This is a genomic window from Streptomyces sp. NRRL B-1140 (assembly GCF_001280065.1).
In the GTDB taxonomy this organism is placed as follows: Bacteria; Actinomycetota; Actinomycetes; order Streptomycetales; family Streptomycetaceae; genus Streptomyces.
Genome location: NZ_LGEA01000002.1, coordinates 114,938 through 131,210 on the forward strand (window position 1 = coordinate 114,938; position 16,273 = coordinate 131,210).

At 69.2% G+C, this 16,273-nt stretch carries 15 protein-coding genes and 2 pseudogenes; 10 read left to right on the forward strand and 7 right to left on the reverse strand.

Translation table 11 applies throughout. The annotated features are described in order from the left end of the window. Nucleotides 1-47 precede the first annotated feature (47 nt). Entirely contained in the window at nt 48-920 is an 873-nt protein-coding gene (locus tag ADK65_RS02480) for a universal stress protein (RefSeq protein ID WP_053668115.1), read from the reverse strand. Between the two features lie 218 nt (nt 921-1,138). Between ADK65_RS02480 and ADK65_RS02485 the strand changes: the two genes are divergently transcribed. From ADK65_RS02485 to ADK65_RS38405, 3 genes are all read left to right on the forward strand, one after another. Next, on the forward strand, nt 1,139-2,059 hold the full coding sequence (locus ADK65_RS02485) for a universal stress protein (RefSeq protein ID WP_053668116.1): 921 nt from the start codon (nt 1,139-1,141) through the stop codon (nt 2,057-2,059). 33 nt (nt 2,060-2,092) lie between these two features. Then, on the forward strand, nt 2,093-3,328 hold the full coding sequence (locus ADK65_RS02490) for a SpoIIE family protein phosphatase (protein ID WP_053668117.1): 1,236 nt from the start codon (nt 2,093-2,095) through the stop codon (nt 3,326-3,328). Nucleotides 3,329-3,500: 172 nt separating this feature from the next. Next, nucleotides 3,501-3,878 (forward strand): hypothetical protein, encoded by a 378-nt coding sequence (locus tag ADK65_RS38405; RefSeq protein WP_053668118.1) that lies wholly within the window; start codon nt 3,501-3,503, stop codon nt 3,876-3,878. Nucleotides 3,879-4,021: 143 nt separating this feature from the next. On the opposite strand, the pseudogene ADK65_RS38750 reads toward ADK65_RS38405, so the two are convergent. The 5 genes and pseudogenes from ADK65_RS38750 to hppD all read right to left on the reverse strand — a co-directional run. Then, nucleotides 4,022-4,153, reverse strand: a pseudogene (locus ADK65_RS38750) (IS5/IS1182 family transposase); the annotation flags it as partial. Between the two features lie 91 nt (nt 4,154-4,244). After that, nucleotides 4,245-5,498, reverse strand: coding sequence for a fumarylacetoacetase (gene fahA / locus ADK65_RS02500; RefSeq protein WP_053668119.1), 1,254 nt, complete (start codon nt 5,496-5,498; stop codon nt 4,245-4,247). Next, a complete protein-coding gene (locus tag ADK65_RS02505) occupies nt 5,495-6,370 on the reverse strand; it encodes a hypothetical protein (RefSeq protein ID WP_053668120.1) in 876 nt (291 codons plus the stop codon). Before ADK65_RS02505 ends, fahA begins: the two co-directional genes overlap by 4 nt. Beyond that, entirely contained in the window at nt 6,367-7,572 is a 1,206-nt protein-coding gene (locus ADK65_RS02510; RefSeq protein WP_053668121.1) for a homogentisate 1,2-dioxygenase, read from the reverse strand. Before ADK65_RS02510 ends, ADK65_RS02505 begins: the two co-directional genes overlap by 4 nt. A 29-nt stretch (nt 7,573-7,601) precedes the next feature. After that, complete coding sequence (gene hppD / locus ADK65_RS02515; protein WP_033309579.1) at nt 7,602-8,807, reverse strand: 4-hydroxyphenylpyruvate dioxygenase; 1,206 nt, start codon at nt 8,805-8,807, stop codon at nt 7,602-7,604. A gap of 146 nt (nt 8,808-8,953) precedes the next feature. Between hppD and ADK65_RS02520 the strand changes: the two genes are divergently transcribed. The 6 genes from ADK65_RS02520 to ADK65_RS02545 all read left to right on the forward strand — a co-directional run bounded on the left by ADK65_RS02520 (nt 8,954) and on the right by ADK65_RS02545 (nt 14,495). Next, nucleotides 8,954-9,469 carry an Lrp/AsnC family transcriptional regulator gene (locus ADK65_RS02520; RefSeq protein ID WP_033309580.1) on the forward strand — a complete coding sequence of 172 codons (516 nt, stop codon included), beginning with the start codon at nt 8,954-8,956 and terminating at the stop codon, nt 9,467-9,469. 128 nt (nt 9,470-9,597) lie between these two features. Then, a complete protein-coding gene (locus ADK65_RS02525; RefSeq protein WP_033309581.1) occupies nt 9,598-10,821 on the forward strand; it encodes a CaiB/BaiF CoA transferase family protein in 1,224 nt (407 codons plus the stop codon). Between the two features lies 1 nt (nt 10,822). Beyond that, entirely contained in the window at nt 10,823-11,692 is an 870-nt protein-coding gene (locus ADK65_RS02530) for a hydroxymethylglutaryl-CoA lyase (RefSeq protein ID WP_053668122.1), read from the forward strand. 7 nt (nt 11,693-11,699) lie between these two features. Then, nucleotides 11,700-13,058 (forward strand): SLC13 family permease, encoded by a 1,359-nt coding sequence (locus ADK65_RS02535; RefSeq protein WP_053668123.1) that lies wholly within the window; start codon nt 11,700-11,702, stop codon nt 13,056-13,058. Nucleotides 13,059-13,203: 145 nt separating this feature from the next. Then, a complete protein-coding gene (locus tag ADK65_RS02540) occupies nt 13,204-13,842 on the forward strand; it encodes an IclR family transcriptional regulator (RefSeq protein WP_199825557.1) in 639 nt (212 codons plus the stop codon). Then, nucleotides 13,839-14,495: a hypothetical protein gene (locus ADK65_RS02545; RefSeq protein ID WP_234352776.1), complete on the forward strand. Its 657-nt coding sequence runs from the start codon at nt 13,839-13,841 to the stop codon at nt 14,493-14,495. The genes ADK65_RS02540 and ADK65_RS02545 overlap by 4 nt, the downstream gene beginning before the upstream one ends. Before the next feature lie 179 nt (nt 14,496-14,674). Here ADK65_RS02545 and ADK65_RS02550 read toward each other — a convergent pair. Further along, nucleotides 14,675-15,309 (reverse strand): annotated as a pseudogene (locus ADK65_RS02550) (helix-turn-helix domain-containing protein). A gap of 164 nt (nt 15,310-15,473) precedes the next feature. Here ADK65_RS02550 and ADK65_RS02555 point away from each other — a divergent pair. Beyond that, a complete protein-coding gene (locus ADK65_RS02555) occupies nt 15,474-16,256 on the forward strand; it encodes an MBL fold metallo-hydrolase (protein ID WP_078955773.1) in 783 nt (260 codons plus the stop codon). The last annotated feature ends 17 nt before the right edge of the window (nt 16,257-16,273 follow it).

Below are 16,273 nucleotides of genomic sequence, written 5' to 3' on the forward strand. Positions count from 1 at the left end.
GAGGGTGGCGGGGCGGTGGGCGGGTCGTGAGGGTCGCTGAGTCGGACTCAGGCATGGGGGACGACAGCCACGGGGCAGCGTCCGTGGTGGAGGGCGGCGTGGGCGACGTGGCTCAGCAGCGGCCCCGTGTGCGTGTGCCGGTGCACGCGCCGGCCGACGACCAGCAGCCCGGCGTCCACGGTGGCCTGCACGACGGCCTTGGCGGGGCTCGTGAGGCGGACACTGTCGGAGACGTCCACCCCCGGATACTTCTCCTGCCAGGGGCGGAGCGCCTTACCCAGTTCCTTCTGGCCGTTCCTCGTCATCTCCTCGGTGGCGTCGTGGTCCACACCCCAGGGGGTGCGTGCGTGCAGCGGCACGCTGCGGCCGAGGACGGCCAGCAGGGGAACGCCCCGCGCGGCGGCGGTGTGGAAGGCGAAGTCGAGCAACTCGTCGCTGGAACCGCGCGGTTCCACCGCCACGACCACGTGGCTCGCGGTTACCGGAGGCGGGTGCTCCTTTCCCGGGGCCGTGCGGACCACGACCACGGGCCGGTCGGCGCGTGCCACGACCGGTAGGCTGACGTCGCCCATGAAGTAGCTCGAGAAGGTCTCCAGCCTCCGTGAGCCGAGCACGAGCATCTCGGAATCCGAGGCCGCCCGCAGCAGAGCCTCCCGGGCGTCATCGGCGACCAGGCTGCCCATGACCGTCAGGCCCGGATGGCGTGTCTGCAGCTCCGACTGCGCGGTGTGGACCAGACGCTTCGCCCAGTAGTTCTGGTCTACTTCGGAGGGCCCGCGGGCCGGTTCCGGCACCAGCATCGGCCACGCGTGCAGCAGCCGCAGGGAGAGCTTGCGCTTCTCGGCCTCGTCGGCGGCCCAGCGGGCGGCGGTGAGGCTCTCTGGTGAGCCGTCGAGACCCACGGTGACGATTGGTTGCATGGCGGCGGCCTCCGTCTCGTACGAAGCTGGACATGACGGTGCACGAGTCCGGGGGCGAGCCGTCCGGACATCGCCGGCGGGCCGAGCGTGGTGCGTTTCTCTCCCTTCGAGGAGTACACCAATCCCCTGCGGCGCGCATGTGGACCTCGGTCGTGTCCGCAATGTCATGAGGGAGCGATGACGGCCGCCAGGCCCCTCCGCCCGGAAGGAGTACCACCATGACGAAGCCGGTGGTGGTAGGTGTGGACGGTTCGCCGTCGAGTCTGGACGCGGTCGAGGTGGCCGGCCAGGAAGCCGCGATGCGTGGTGCGGTACTGCGCCTGGTGCATGCGTTCGGGCGCTCGTCCTCACACCTCCCGGCCGGTGGGCCGCCGTGGAACCCCGCCGGGGCAGGGGTGCGCGAACTGCTCGACGGCACACTGGTGGCAGCCGAGCGGCGGGCCCGTGACATGGCACCCCAGGTGGACATCACCCGCGACGTCACCGTGGGAGAGCCGCTGACGGTGCTGGAGATCGCTTCGCGCACGGCCTCGCTCGTGGTGGTCGGCAGCCGCGGTCTCGGCGCCTTCAGCAGCCTGCTGCTGGGCTCCGCGTCCGGGCACCTCGCCGCACACGGCCGCTGCCCCGTGCTGGTGGTGCGGGGGCGTCCGAAGCCGGCGGGTGCCGTCCTGCTGGCGGTCGACGACTCACCCGCCTCCGACGAAGCCGTACGTTTCGCTTTCACCGAGGCGTCCCTGCGGGGCGCTGACGTCACGGCTGTGCACGTGTGCCGGGCGGGGAGCGCGGACGTCTACGACGGGCCTGCCGATCCTCCCTTCGTCACCTATGACGAGACGCACCTGCGGGAGAAGGCCGAGCACGTTCTCGACGCGGCGGTGGGCGGCATCCGGGAGAGGTATCCGAACGTCTCGGTGGTGCGGAGGCCGATGGTCGGCAGGGTGCGGCACACCCTCATCGAGGCGAGCACGCACGCGCAGCTGCTCGTCATGGGAGCGCGGGGCCGGGGTGGCTTCACGGGCCTGCTGCTGGGCTCGGTCAGCCATGCCCTCCTGCACCACGCACTGTGTCCCGTCGCAGTGGTTCGGCAGCGGGGCGAGGAGCTCGCAGCGGCGGAGGGCGGCAGGGGGGATCACCCGTAGAGTGCTACTGGAAGCTGCGCCCCCGAGCGCGTGATGACGGTGGACATCGATTTCACGGCCTTCTTCGACACCACGCCGAGCCCGTATCTGGTTCTGGACACGGACCTGGTGATCCGCTACGTCAACCCGGCGTACCTGCAGACGACCGGCCGTACCCGTGGCGAACTGGTCGGAAAGCACTTCTTCGACGCCCTGCCGCAACGCCCTGGCACGCCCGACGACCCACAACGGAAAGTGAAGGCTTCGCTGTGCCAGGTTCGGGACACCGGGAAACCGGACATGCTCGTCCTCCAGCGCTATGACATACCTGCCCCCGGCCGACCCGACGGTTTCGAGGAGCGATGGTGGTCGAAGATCCACACGCCGCTTCCCGGGCCGGACGGCGCAGTGAAGTGGATCGTCCAGCGGGCGGAGGACGTCACCGCCTTCTTCCGCTCAGACCGCGCACGAGAGCTCGGCGAAGAGTTCACCACTCGTGAGAAGGGCCTTGCCGCTGAGCTGTACACACGGACCGACGAGCTGCACCGGCTGAACCGGGAACTGCTCCAGGCCCATGCCCGGGAACAACAGGTCGCTGTCACCCTGCAGGAAGCCATGCTCTCCGTCCCCGATCTGGGTCGACACGACAACATCGCCGTGCGGTACCTGCCGGCGACCACCTCACTGAACGTCTGCGGTGACTGGTACGACGTCGTCGACCTGCCGCCCGACCGCTACGCAGCAGCCGTAGGCGACGTCGTCGGCCACGGCCTGCACGCGGCGGCGGTCATGGGCATGCTGCGCAGCGCCCTGAGTGCCGTGATCCGCGCCATTCCCAGCCCCGCGCAAGCGCTGGAGGTCCTCGGCCTGTACGCCCGGTCCGTTGACGGCGCGATGGCGGCGACGGCGGTCAAGGTGCTCATCGACACCCGCAGCAGACTGCTCATCTACAGCAATGCCGGGCATCCACCACCCGTCCTGCTCCACCGGGACGGGACCTGCGAGCTGCTGGACAGAGCAACCGATCCGCCCCTCGGCGCACGCGAGCACCACGTCCCCCGCCCCCAGGCCGGCCTCACCTACACACCGGGAGACACCCTCGTGCTCTACACCGACGGACTCATCGAACGTCGCGGCGAGGACATCGACGACGGGCTGGCGCGCCTCACGACAGTTCTGGGCACTGAGCGCGATCTCCCTCCGGACCCGCTGGCCGACGCGCTACTGGCCCGCCTCGATATCGCCGAGGGCGCCCCTGACGACGTCGCCCTGATCATCATCCGCCTGTAGCCCTCACCCGAGCGAAGGCATGCCGCCGCGGCGAGGGCGGAGGGAACTCCTGAGAACCCGGCTCTGCGGTTGCCGCTGACCGAAGGGACCATTGCCGCAGCTTCGAGGGCCCTCCGCCCCTACACGTCACCCCGCACACGGGGTGATCTGGGGATGTGAGGAGGTGAGCGCGATGATGCGCAAGCACATCGTCACAGACATCCTGACAACGCTGATCGTGGCAGCCGTCGTAGTGCCGTTCATCGGCTACTCGGTCCGCGGATCCATGCCCTTCGTGCAAGACCCGCGCGGTATGGCGGGCGTCGGCATCGTGGGTTGCCTCCTGCTGTTCCTCGTCCTGAGAGGCGGTACGGCGGACACCGGTCGGCTCGCGTGGTTGACCTGGGCACTCGGTGCGCTCGCCCTCGGGTTCGGGATCACCACGCTGATCGCCGAGACCTCGTGGGCGCTGTTGGTGCCGATGATGGCGGCTCTGGTTGCTTTCTGGGCTGCAGTGACGGTGCAGCGGACGGAGCATGCCGGACCCGCACGATCCGTCACACGTGCCTGACTACTGGCGGCTCGCCGAGGTTGAGCCCGCCGGCCGCGCTCACGCTGCCCGCTCCCCTGTAGCTGATACGCAAGGAGACCTGGACCGGGACCCGCTCCACGGCGACGGCCTGGGGATGGAGTGCTTGCCGCCGCAGCTCGACGGAAGCGTTCAGCCTTGCGCTCGTAGCGGCGGTGCAGGCGTCGGCAGCCGGCGAGCCAGGACACTGTCCTCTCCCCCACCCAGCGGTGGCGGCCCAACCGCTGCGAGCAGTCGATGCCTGTGCGGGCGATGCGGCCACACAGCCCGAAACCACCCATCGCCAGCGTCGACCCGCTCGCGTTGTCGGCCACCGCCTCTGCCGCGGAGGACAGGCTCTTGTCCATGTCAGTCACTTCCGTGTGTCGGGGCGATCCGGCCGCGAACCTCGCCGAGTCCGAGAGTGGTGCCGCCGGGCCCAGGTGCGGTCGCGGTGATCATCACCTCGTCGTGGTCTTCAAGGAAGGTGCGGGTGCTGCCGTCCGGCAGCTGCAGAGGTTCGTTGCCTGCCCAGGTGAGCTCGATGAAGGAGCCGCGTTCGGTGGCTTGGGGTCCGCTGATGGTGCCGGATGCGAAGAGGTCACCGGTACGCAGGGAGGCTCCGTTGATGGTCATGTGCGCCAGCTGCTGGGCGGCGGTCCAGTACATCGACGCGAACGGAGGCCGGGAGACGACGTGGCCGTTGAGCGAGACTTCGAGCCGGATGTCGAGGCCCCAGGGGTCAGCGTCGGTGTCGTCCAGGTACGGCAGCGGCCGGGGGTGCCGGGCGGGCGGCGCCACGCGTGCGGCCTCCAGTGCGGCGAGGGGCACGATCCACGGTGCGGCGGAGGTGGCGAAGGACTTGCCGAGGAACGGGCCGAGCGGGGCGTACTCCCATGCCTGGATGTCGCGGGCGGACCAGTCGTTGACCAGGCAGACGCCGAAGACGTGCTCGGGAAAGGCGGCGAGGTCGACCGGCCGGCCGAGAGTGCTCGGGGTGCCGACTACGAAGCCGAGCTCGGCCTCGATGTCGAGCCGGGCCGACGGGCCGAAGACCACGTCGCCGTCCGGGGTGCGGCGCTGGCCCTGCGGTCGGATGACGGGGGTGCCGGAGACGACCACGGTGCCGGCGCGTCCGTGGTAGCCGATGGGGAGGTGCTTCCAGTTGGGAGGCAGCGGGGGCTGGCCGGGCCGGAACAGGTTGCCGAGGTTGGTGGCGTGGTGCTCCGAGGCGTAGAAGTCCACGTAGTCGGCGACCGTGAACGGCAGGACCATCGTGGCTTCGTCGACGGCGACGAGCAGCGGCTCGAGGTCCTTACGGCGGGTCGGGTCGGTGAGCCAGTCGGTGAGGGTGGCTCGGGTGCGGGTCCAGGCGTCGGGTCCGGCGGCGAGCAGTCGGTCCAGGGTGCCGGCGGCGAACAGGGCGGCGTGGGCGGGATCCAGTCGCGCGGACGCGGCAGTGAGGTCCAGGACCTGGTCGCCGATGCGGACGCCCACCCTGGTGTCGCCGGCGGAGGTGGTGAACGCGCCGTACGGGAGGGTCTGGATTCCGAACGGGTGGTCGTCCGGCAGTTCCAGCCAGGTCCGGCCGACGGTGGTGTGGGGGCGGGTGTCGACGGTCATGGTCGGGTCTCCTTGATCAGGCCCAACGCGGTCAGGTCGTCGAGTGGCTCGTCGATGCTGCACGTGCCGAACGACTCGAACTGGCGGCGCACGGAGTGGGTGGTTTCGACGTCGAGTCGGCGGACTGCCTCGGCGACCGAGGCCGGGTTGCGGTCGGCGAGGATCGAGGCGACGGACGAGGTGGGGCTGCCGGCCAGGGCGGCCGAGGTCGCCAGCAGGACGTTGAGGAATCCGTGGTGCTCGAACCCGGTGACAGGGTCGCGGTGGCGGACAGCGTGATGCAGGCCGGCGGTGAGCTTGAACGACAGCCGGCTGCGGACGGCGTTACCGATGGCCGCGGCGAGCTCGTACTCGGCCGGGAAGGCCGTGGCCGTGGTTCCGCCGGTGCGTAGTTTCAGGTGGTGGCGGGTGAGTGCCAGGGTGCGGCACAGGGCGTGGTCGACTTCGCTGACGGGGACCTCGAGGTAGCCCGTCGCGTGGGCGGGCAGTTCGCGATCCAGCTGCGTGATGAGCGCGGCGACGCGCTGCCCGCGCAGCAGCGGGACCTCGACGGCGACGAGCGTCGCCTTCGGGGTGTCCGAGGCGGCAGCGACGGCCGCGGACAGTCCGTCCATGCCGCCGGGCACGGTTACCGAGGCCTTGATCCGGGAAGCGGTGGGCAGGTGCTTCACCAGTTCCGGCCAGCGGGCGTCGGAACAGACGAACGCCCCCACGTACGCCGCCTGCGTCGATGCCTTCCAGGCCAGGTGCCCCTCCACCGCATCGGCCATCGCGGCATTGCCGGGCGGGAAGAGCGCGGCGTCGTCGAACAGGCCTTGGAACCATGCCGTGCCCACGGGCGCCCACTCGCTGGCGTGCCGGCGTGCGGTCATGCGTCCGTACCCCGTCCTGCCCACGACCAGGCGTAGACCCCGTCGTCGGTGGCGCGGCCCCCCTCGCCGAGGTCGAGCGGACGGAAGGTGTCCACCATCACCGCGAGCTCGTCGAACTCCTCGGCCCCGACGCCGGCCTCGACGGCGCCTGGCTGCGGGCCGTGCGAGTGGCCACCGGGGTGCAGAGAGACCGATCCGACGTTGATGCCGGACCCCTTGCGGGCCTCGTAGTCGCCGCCGACGTAGAACATGACCTCGTCGGAGTCGACGTTGGCGTGGTAGTACGGCACCGGCACTGCCAGCGGGTGGTAGTCGACCTTGCGGGGCACGAAGTTGCAGATCACGAAGTTGCGGCCCTCGAAGACCTGGTGCACCGGCGGCGGCTGGTGGACCCGGCCGGTGATCGGTTCGTAGTCGGCGATGTTGAACGCGTACGGGTACAGGCAGCCGTCCCAGCCGACCACGTCGAACGGGTGCCGGGGCACCACGTGCACCGTCCCGGCCAGGCCTCCGGGGCCCGTTCCGCGGTGCTTGACGTAGACCTCCACGTCCTGCTCCTCGACCACGCGCGGCGTGGTGGGGGTGCGCAGGTCCCGCTCGCAGTAGGGCGCGTGCTCCAGGAACTGGCCGTACCGCGAGAGGTACCGCTTGGGCGGGGCGATATGGCTGTTGGCCTCGATCGCGTACAGCCGCAGCGGACCGTCGCCGGACGGTACCCAGCGGTGAGTGGTGGCCCGGGGCAGGATCACGTAGTCGCCCTGCCCGACGTTTAGGTCACCGAAGACCGTCTCCACGGTGCCGGTGCCGGACTCGACGTACACGCACTCGTCACCGGTCGCGTTGCGGTACAGCGGCGAGGTCTCACCGACCGCCGCGTAGCCGATCCGCACATCCCCGTTGCCGAGCACCAGACGCCGGCCGGTGACCGCGTCGGTGGACTTCCACTCCTGGCCGGTAAACAGTTCGTGCAGCCTCAGGTGCCGTGGGGTCAGCGGCGCGTTCGGCACTGTGGTCTGGTCGGGCAGCTCCCAGGTGCGGGCACCGGCGATCGCCGAGGGTACGTTGACGTGGTAGAGCAGCGAGGAGTCGGAGGAGAAGCCCTCCTCGCCCATCAGTTCCTCGTAGTACAGGTTGCCGGCCGGATCACGGAACTGGGTGTGCCGCTTCGGTGGGATCTTCCCGTTGCGCTGGTAATGGGCCATGGCGGCCTGCCTTCCTGGGGTGACCGCGGTCAGAGGTTGCCGCGTCGGTCCTGCTCGCGCTCGATGGCCTCGAACAGGGCCTTGAAGTTGCCCTTGCCGAAGCCCAGCGAGCCGTGCCGCTCGATGAACTCGAAGAACACCGTCGGCCGGTCGCCCAGGGGCTTGGTGAAGATCTGGAGCAGGTAACCGTCCTCGTCACGGTCGACCAGGATGCCGCGCTTCTGCAGCTCTTCGATCGGGACCCGCACTTCACCGATCCGGGCGCGGAGTTCGGGGTCCTCGTAGTAGGAGTCCGGGGTGTTGAGGAACTCGATACCCTCGCGGCGCAGCTCGTCGACGGTGCGGAGGATGTCGTTGGTCGCCAGGGCCAGGTGCTGGGCGCCAGGACCGTCGTAGAACTCCAGGTACTCGTCGATCTGGCTCTTCTTCTGCGCGATCGCGGGCTCGTTGAGCGGGAACTTCACCCGGTGGTTGCCGGACGCGACCACCTTCGACATCAGTGCGGAGTAGTCGGTGGCGATGTCGTCACCGATGAACTCGGCCATGTTCGTGAAGCCGAGCACCTTGTTGTAGAACTCGACCCACTCGTCCATTCGGCCGAGCTCGACATTGCCGACGATGTGGTCCAATGCCTGGAAGATCCGCTTCGGGGCACCCTCGCGCTTCTGGTAGGACGAGGTGCGGGCGACGTACCCGGGCAGGTACGGGCCGGCGTAGTTCGACCGGTCGACCAGCGTGTGCCGGGTCTCGCCGTACGTCGCGATCGCGGCCGTCCGCACGGTGCCGTGCTCGTCGGAGACGTCGTGCGGCTCTTCGAGGACGGTGGCACCCACCGAGCGCGCGTGCTCGATGCACTTGTCGACGTCGGGCACCTCGAGAGCGATGTCGATGATGCCGTCGCCGTGCTTGGCGTGGTGGGCGATGATCGGGCTCGACGGATGGACGCCGCCCTTGAACACGAACCGGACCGCGCCGGACTTGAGCACGTAGGCCATGTGGTCGCGTTCGCCGGTCTCCGGACCGGAGTAGGCCACGAGCTCCATGCCGAAGGCGGACTGGAAGAAGCGCGCGGCCTGGGTGGCGTTCCCGACGGCCCACACCGCCGCGTCCCAGCCGGTGACCGGGAACGGATCGTTTCCGGCGTCGTACTCGACGAGGCCGACGAGCTGCTTGAGGGTGTCGAGGTCGAGCTCGGCGAGCCGCTCCTCGTTGGTCAGCGTGTCCTTCAGCGACATGGTCGAGGTCCTTTCGTCCAGAACGTCGTGAGAAGCAGACACCACACTTTGAGAACTCTGCAATGTGCCCACTCCGAAGTGGGCAAGGTGACCAGTTGAGCCCGGCAGAGGCGACCGCAGCTAGTCAAAATGGCTACCTTTGCGCCATGAATGACGCGAACTGCGAACTGGATGAGCTCGACGTGGCACTCCTCACCGCCCTCTCCGAGAACCCCCGCGTGGGCGATCTGGAGCTCTCGCGCCTGACCAAGGTCGCGCGGGCCACGGTTCAGAGCCGGTTGAGGCGACTGACGGAGACGGGCGTGATCAGCGACTGGGACCCCTCGGTGGATGCCGCAGCGGCCGGATTCCCGGTCCAGGCGTTCGTGACCCTCGAGATCGCCCAGGGGGCGTTGGACGATGTGGCCGCCGACCTTGAGGGCATCCCGCACGTCCTCGAGGCATACGTCACCACAGGCTCTTCCGACGTGCTGTGCAAGGTGGCCACACCTTCGCACCAAGAGCTGCAGGCCACGCTGGTCAGGCTGAACCGGTCCGCCTCGGTCGTCCGATCGACCAGCGTGATGGTGCTCTCTGTCCTGGTCCCCCCGCGCATTCTTCCGCTGCTGCGCACCGCCACCCCGACCCGGCCGGGCCGCGCGCCGGCCTACCGCAGGACCTGAAGGCCGGGACTACCGACCAGTACCCGATTCTCGGTCCAAGGGGTTGTCAGGGATTGAAGCGCCACCCTACGGTGTCCGCACTCTCAACATTTGAGAGCGCATAGCCAGAACATGAGAACGGATGGCTGATGATTCCCACTTCACCACCGCCAGGCTCCTCCAGCCGTGGCCCTCTGACAGGCCTCAAGGTGCTCGACGCCGGCAACGTGTTCGCGGCGCCCTTCGCTGCCGCCCTGCTCGGTGATCTCGGAGCGGACGTCGTCAAGATCGAGGTTCCTTCGGTCGGGGACCCGCTGCGCGGCCTGCAGCCGTTCGACGGCGAGGAGTCACTGCTGTGGGCGTCGCTGGCTCGCAACAAGCGGTCGATCACGCTCGATCTCCGCCAGGACGAGGGCCGCGACCTCTTCCTGCGGCTCGTTGCCGAGCACGACGTACTGCTGGAGAACTTCCGCCCCGGCACGCTCGACCGCTGGGGCCTCGATGTCGAGACGCTGCGCCAGGCCAACCCCGACCTCGTGGTCACGCGCGTGAGCGGCTACGGACAGTCCGGACCGTACGCGCCGATGCCCGGCTTCGGCACTCCGGCCACCGCGTTCAGCGGCTATGTGCACAGCACCGGATTTCCCGACGGGCCACCGGTGCTCCCTCCGATCAACCTCGTCGACTACGTCGCGGGTCTCTTCGCCGCCTTCGGAACCATGTCGGCGCTCTATCACCGCGACGCTCTCGGCGGCGAAGGGCAGGAGGTCGATGTCGCGCTGTACGAGTCGGTATTGCGGTTCCTCGAAGCGTTCGTCACCCAGTACGACCGCCTGGGCACCGTGCATGAGCGCCAAGGCAACCAGGTTCCCGCGACCGTCCCCTGCGGGCTGTTCCAGGCATCGGACGACGTGTGGATGGTGCTCTCCACCAGCACCGACAAGACCTTCAACCGCCTCGCCGCGCTGATGGGCCGCGAGGACATGACCACCGACCCCCGCTACCGCACCAACCGCGACCGGGTGCTCAACCGCGAGGCGGTCAACGGCATCGTTACCGACTGGTTCGGCGCCCGGACCGGCGAGGAGCTGCAGAAGGCGTGCGACGACGCCGGGGTCCCGGTGAGCCGGGTCAACACCATGGCCGACGTCTTCGCCGATCCGCACGTCCGGCAGCGCGAAAGCCTGATCGAGGTCGAGCACCCCGCCCTCGGCACCCTCACCATGCCCGCCATCGTTCCCCGCTTCTCCCGCACCCCGGGCGAGGTCCGCACCGCCGGCCCGGCCCTCGGCCAGCACACGTACGAAGTGCTGTCAGGACTCGGGCTCAGCGACGACGAGCTGGACCGACTCGCCCAGGCAGGGGTGATCTGAGATGAACGTGGAAGTCACCGACGTGGTGCTGCGCGACGGGCTCCAGGACGAGGACGCCGTCGTGGCCACCCGCGACAAAATCGCCATCGCCCAGGCACTGGTCGACGCCGGCATCACCACCTTCGAGGTCGCCTCCTTCGTCAACCCCGCACGTGTGCCCCAGATGGCTGACGCCGGCGACGTCGTCGACGGCACCCGTGGCCTCGGGGCGCGTCGCCTCGCGCTCGCCCTCAACGCCAAGGGAGTCCACCGGGCCGCAGCCAGCGGAGTGGAGGTCGTCGAGGTCGTTGCCTCCGCCAGCAGTGGCCACAGCCGCGCCAACGCGGGCCGCGACGTCGACCAGGCCATCGACGAACTGGCCGCAGCGGTCGCCGAGCACCCCGGCACCGCGTTCATCGCGGGCGTCTCCACCGCCTTCGTCTGCCCGTTCGACGGCCCGGTCCCGGCCGCCCGGCTCGTCGAGGTCGTCGCGCGAGTCGCCGGCATCGGCGTCGAGCGAGTCGGGCTGGCCGACACCCTCGGGATTGCGACACCCGAGCAGGTCGCAACCTCTGTCGCCGCGGTCCAGCAGGCCCTGCCGGACGTGGAGCTGGGCCTGCACCTGCACAACGCCAAGGACCAGGCCCTCGACACCGTCGACGCCGCCCTGGAGCTCGGGATCCGGCACTTCGACAGCGCCGTCGGCGGCTACGGCGGCTGCCCGTTCGCGCCCGGCGCGCACGGGAACCTCGCGACCGAGGCACTGGTCGCGCACCTCCACGCACGCGGCGTGCACACCGGAGTCGACGTGTCCAAGCTGGCCGGCACTGCCCAGCTGGTCCAGCAGTCCCTTGTCCGCGGCGACCGGCTTCCCGTGCGGCCAACCCAGTGAGGACGTCATGACCACCTACCTGATCTCCATAGCGGCCCTGGTCGCCGTCTTCGCGATCGCCACCATCCGGCCCATCAACATGGGCATCCTGGGCTTCGCCGCCGCCTTCATCGTCGGCGGCTGGGTGTCCGGAATCTCCATCGAGGACATCCAGGCCTTCTTCCCCGGCGACATGTTCCTCGTCGTGTTCGGCATCACGCTGCTGTTCGGCATCGCCCGGGCCAACGGAACGATCGACCTGATCATGGAGGCCGCACTCAAGCTCGTCCGCGGCAAGCCGTGGGCGATCGTCTGGCTGATGTTCATGCTCGCCGCAGCGCTCATGGCGCTCGGATCCGTGCTGGCCGTCGGCATGCTCGCCCCGATCGCCATGCCCTTGGCCAAGAAGTACGGCATCGACCCGCTGCTGATGGGCATGATGCTCAGCCACGGCGCCCTCGGTGCCGCGTTCTCTCCGGTCACCGTCTACTCGGTCGGCATCGGGGAGCTGACCCAGGACCAGGGCATCGACGTCTCCCCGGTCCTGTTGTTCATCGTGCCGTTCGCGCTCAACCTGTGCCTGGCCGCGGTGCTGTTCCTCGTCCGCGGCCGCTCTCTGCTCCGGGCCACCGGCCCGGTCGGCGCCGAGGACCCGGTCGCCGCCAGCGATGGCACCCCTGGCGCCGACGGCATGCCCGCACCCCGCACGCCTGTCGCCGGTGCCACCGTCACCCGGCCCCGCCCCGCCACGCTGGTCACCGATCCCGTCATAGGCAAGGCCGCGGGCACCCGCCCGACCGTCGAGAACTCGCTCACCTTCGCGTCCATCGGAGGGCTGCTCGTGGCCGCCCTCCTGGGGATCGACGTCGGCGTCACGTCCGTCTGTCTCGGCGCGTTGCTGCTGCTGGCTTCGCCCAAGACCGTGGAGCCCGCGATGAAAGCGATCTCATGGCCGGCGGTGCTCCTGGTCTGCGGCATCGTGACCTACATGGGCGTTCTTACCGAAAACGGCACTCTGGCCTACGTGGGCCAGAAGGCCATCGAAATCCCGTGGCCGGTGCTGACCGCCTTGGTCATGCTCGTCGCCGTCGGCCTCATCTCCGCCGTCGGCTCCTCCTTCGGCATCATCCTGATCTCGCTGCCACTGGCCGCGCCGCTGCTGGCCGGCGGCGAGCTCGGCGCTGTGGGCTTCGTGGTCGCACTCGCCTTCTGCGCCACCGTGGTCGACGTCAGCCCTTTCTCCACCAACGGCGTCATCGTGCTCGCCAGCGCACAGGTCGAGGACACGAAGCGGTTCCAGCGCCAGATGCTGCGCTACTGCGGCTACATCGTCGTAGTCGCGCCGCTGCTGGCCTGGGTCACGATCGTGCTCCCCACCTCAGCCTGACCCCGCATCAGCCCGAGAACGCTGCAGCATTCTCCGGGCCTCGCCGTGGCGGGACGTGCCGTGTCGACCGCGGCCCTGCTCTCGGGTGAGCCAGTGTTGAACACTGGGATTTGATTCTCAAATGGTGAGAGTTTACAGTCATCATGTGACTACAGGCGTGGAGACCGGCGTCGGCGTCCTCGACAAGGGAATGGCCATCGTCGACCTGTGTGAGCGTACTCCGTCGTCCGGGAGCGAGATCGCCCGCGTATTGGGCATGACCGTGCCAACGGCACATCGACTGGCCGGCGCCCTGGTTGCACACGGGCTCTTGCAGCGCGCCGCCGACGGCCGGTTCTACCTCGGGCCACGCTTCCTGACCTCGCGCATGACCGAGCACGCGCAACCCGTGCTGGCGCGCCTGACCCGTCACATCAACGAGACATCACAGCTCTGGGTCGCCCGGGGCGAGTTCCGAGTGTGTACCGCGAGCGCGGAGGCCGAGACCGAGCTGCGAGTCAGCCTTCCGGTGGGCAGCCGTCTCCCCTTCTCCGACGGCGGGTCGGCGGCAGCGGCCCTACTCGGCACAGTCCGCTCCGAAGGCTGGGTCGAGTCGGTCTCCCAGCGAACCGTCGGAGTCGGCTCTGTCAGCGCCCCAGTGCTTGTGGGCGACACCCCCGTCGCAGCGGTTTGCGTAATCGTGCCGATCCCGCGCGTCACGAGTTCTCCCGGACAGATGTACGGGGCGCTCGCCTGTAGCGCCGCTGCCGACATCGCAGCGAACCTCGAAGCTTCAGTGAGGTGAAGAAGTACGCGCTGACCTCGGATAAGGGCGACAGCGATTTCTGGGGCTTCGCTCACGCGGCCGAGGGGCTGTTCACGCCCCTGCCGGGTGAGGAGGGCGCGCGCCGAGTGCACCTCGCGGGTTGCCTCCCGCAGGGCGCCCTGCAGAGGTGCGTTGACCACGTCGGCAGTCGTCGCGCCGTGGCGGGGAACGCCTGGTTCGAGCTCCTCGACGGTGACGGTGCCACCATGGGGTCCTACTTCGTCAACGAGGTCACCGTCATCGACGTCAAGCCCTCCGCCGGCGGTGCCGGCCTCGTCGACCTCACGGTGACGCGGTGGTGCGAGAACCCCCTGCCCGGAGCGGAACGACCGTGGGAGCTGATCCGCACCGGTCACCTGAACCACACCGGAATGTGGCACGAACTCGCGCCCAAGGACCGACTCACGTGGCTGTCGGTGGCCCTGTGGTCCCGGGAGTACCAACGCCAGGGGAAGCCCGATGCGCCTGCAGGCCAGGTGTTCACCGCGGCTGGGGCGCGACCACTCCGTTTACCTTGCGCTGGGACTCCTCAGCCGAGGCTCGGACGCGGTTGGCAGAGCGCGTGCCCGTCGGCGATCGCGAGCTCGTGCTGTTCGACCTCCTACTGGAGATCTTCGAGGAACGAGGTGTGAGCGTCATCCTTCGGTGAGGGCCTGTGAACGATTCGTCTGCGCGCAGCGGCGTCCGGTGCTTCCGCCCTTCGGGCGGACGGCGGTTTGTTCACAGGCGCTGAGCGGATCCGTGAAAATCCTCAGGGTTGCTCTCGCTCCCCACTTGGTTGCCGGGTCTACGTACTGCGGACGTAGTGCTGTCAGCTGTCTTCGCCCGGGGCTGCGGCGATGGCCTGCTGGGTGCGGCGGAAGTCACCAGGGGTGGTACCGGTATGGCGGGTGAAGAACTTTCCGAAGTTGGTGGGTTCGGAGAAGCCGAGGCGGCGGGCGATGGTGGCGACGGGTTCGTCGGTGTGGGCGAGGAGCCGCTGCGCCTGGAGGGCTACGCGGGCGTCGATGACGTGTTTGACCGATCGTCCGGTGGCTGCCTGGCAAGCGCGGGTGAGGGTCTTGACGGTGTAGCCGAGGCGGTCGGCGTAGTCCTCGGCGCGCCGGGTGGTGGCGTAGGAGCGTTCCAGTTCCGGCTGGCCGCTGCGGTGGTTTCCGGGAAGGCGGGGGTGAACAGCAGGTGCGTGCCGTTCATCAGGCCGGGTCCGGCCAGGCGTTGCACCTGGCCGGGGCGGATCCACAGCAGGGTGCCGGGCCGGCATGGGTATGCGACGAAGTCGACGGTGTGCTCGGCACTGCCCTGGGTGATCAGGGTGAGGGAGTGGAAGTCGGCGCGGTGGACTCGTTGCAGGCTGCCGTCGGCGACCCGGGCCTGCAGCGCGGCCAGGTCGGTGATCTCGATGCCGGGAACCGGGGCGCTGGGCGGATTGAAGCCGAACCCGGGGATGGCCTCCCCGCCCGCAGGTTCGGGGGCACGGCTCCTGCCATAGCCCGTCCTGTCCGTTTCTGACCACGACACGTCTCCATCGTACCTCGCTGGCCTGCGGCGTTTCCCGGACAGTGGAAGGCGAGGACGAACAAGGACCTCGACCCACCATGAGGAGACAGGCCATGAACGGCACCATCACGGTCATCGACAAGGGCGCGGTGCGCATCCACAGCTACATGGCCCCCGATGACAGCCTGAACGTCACCACCCAGCTGATCGAGACCCCGGCGCGTGTAATCGCCGTGGACGCCCAGTACGCCCTGGCCTACGCCGACGAGGTCGTCGCCTACGCTCGCGGCCTGGGCAAGCCGCTGGACCGGGTGATCATCACCCACGCCCACCCGGACCACTTCCACGGCGCCGCCCGCTTCGGTGCCCCCGTGCACGCGCTGGCCGCGGTACGCGAGCAGATAGCGGCCCAGGGCGACGGCCAGGACCCGACGGGGGCGGTGATTCCGGTGGCCGACATGACGCCAACGATGGAGGTCGTGCCGGGCACGCAGGTCATCGACGGCGTCCCGTTCGTCTTCGAGGCCCATCACGGCGGCGAGGCCCCGGACGAGCTGGTGATCAAGCTTCCCGAGCAGGGCGTCCTGGTCGCCCAGGACCTCGTCTACCACGCCACCCACCTCTTCCTCGGCAACAACGACATACCCGGCTGGACAAAGGCCGTCGAGCAACTCGCCGCCGACCCCGCCTACGACACCGTCCTGCCCGGCCACGGCCTGCCCTCCGGCCCCGAGGTCTTCGACCGGCTGCGCCGCTACCTCGCCGACGCAGGCGAGTTGCTCGGCGACGACGGCGAGGCGTACAAGCGGGCCATCACGGCGCGTCATCCCGGCTTCGGCGGCGCGTTCCTGATCGACATCGGCAACCAGTACCTCTTCGGTACCGGCAACGCCTGACCATCGCCCTTTCCAGT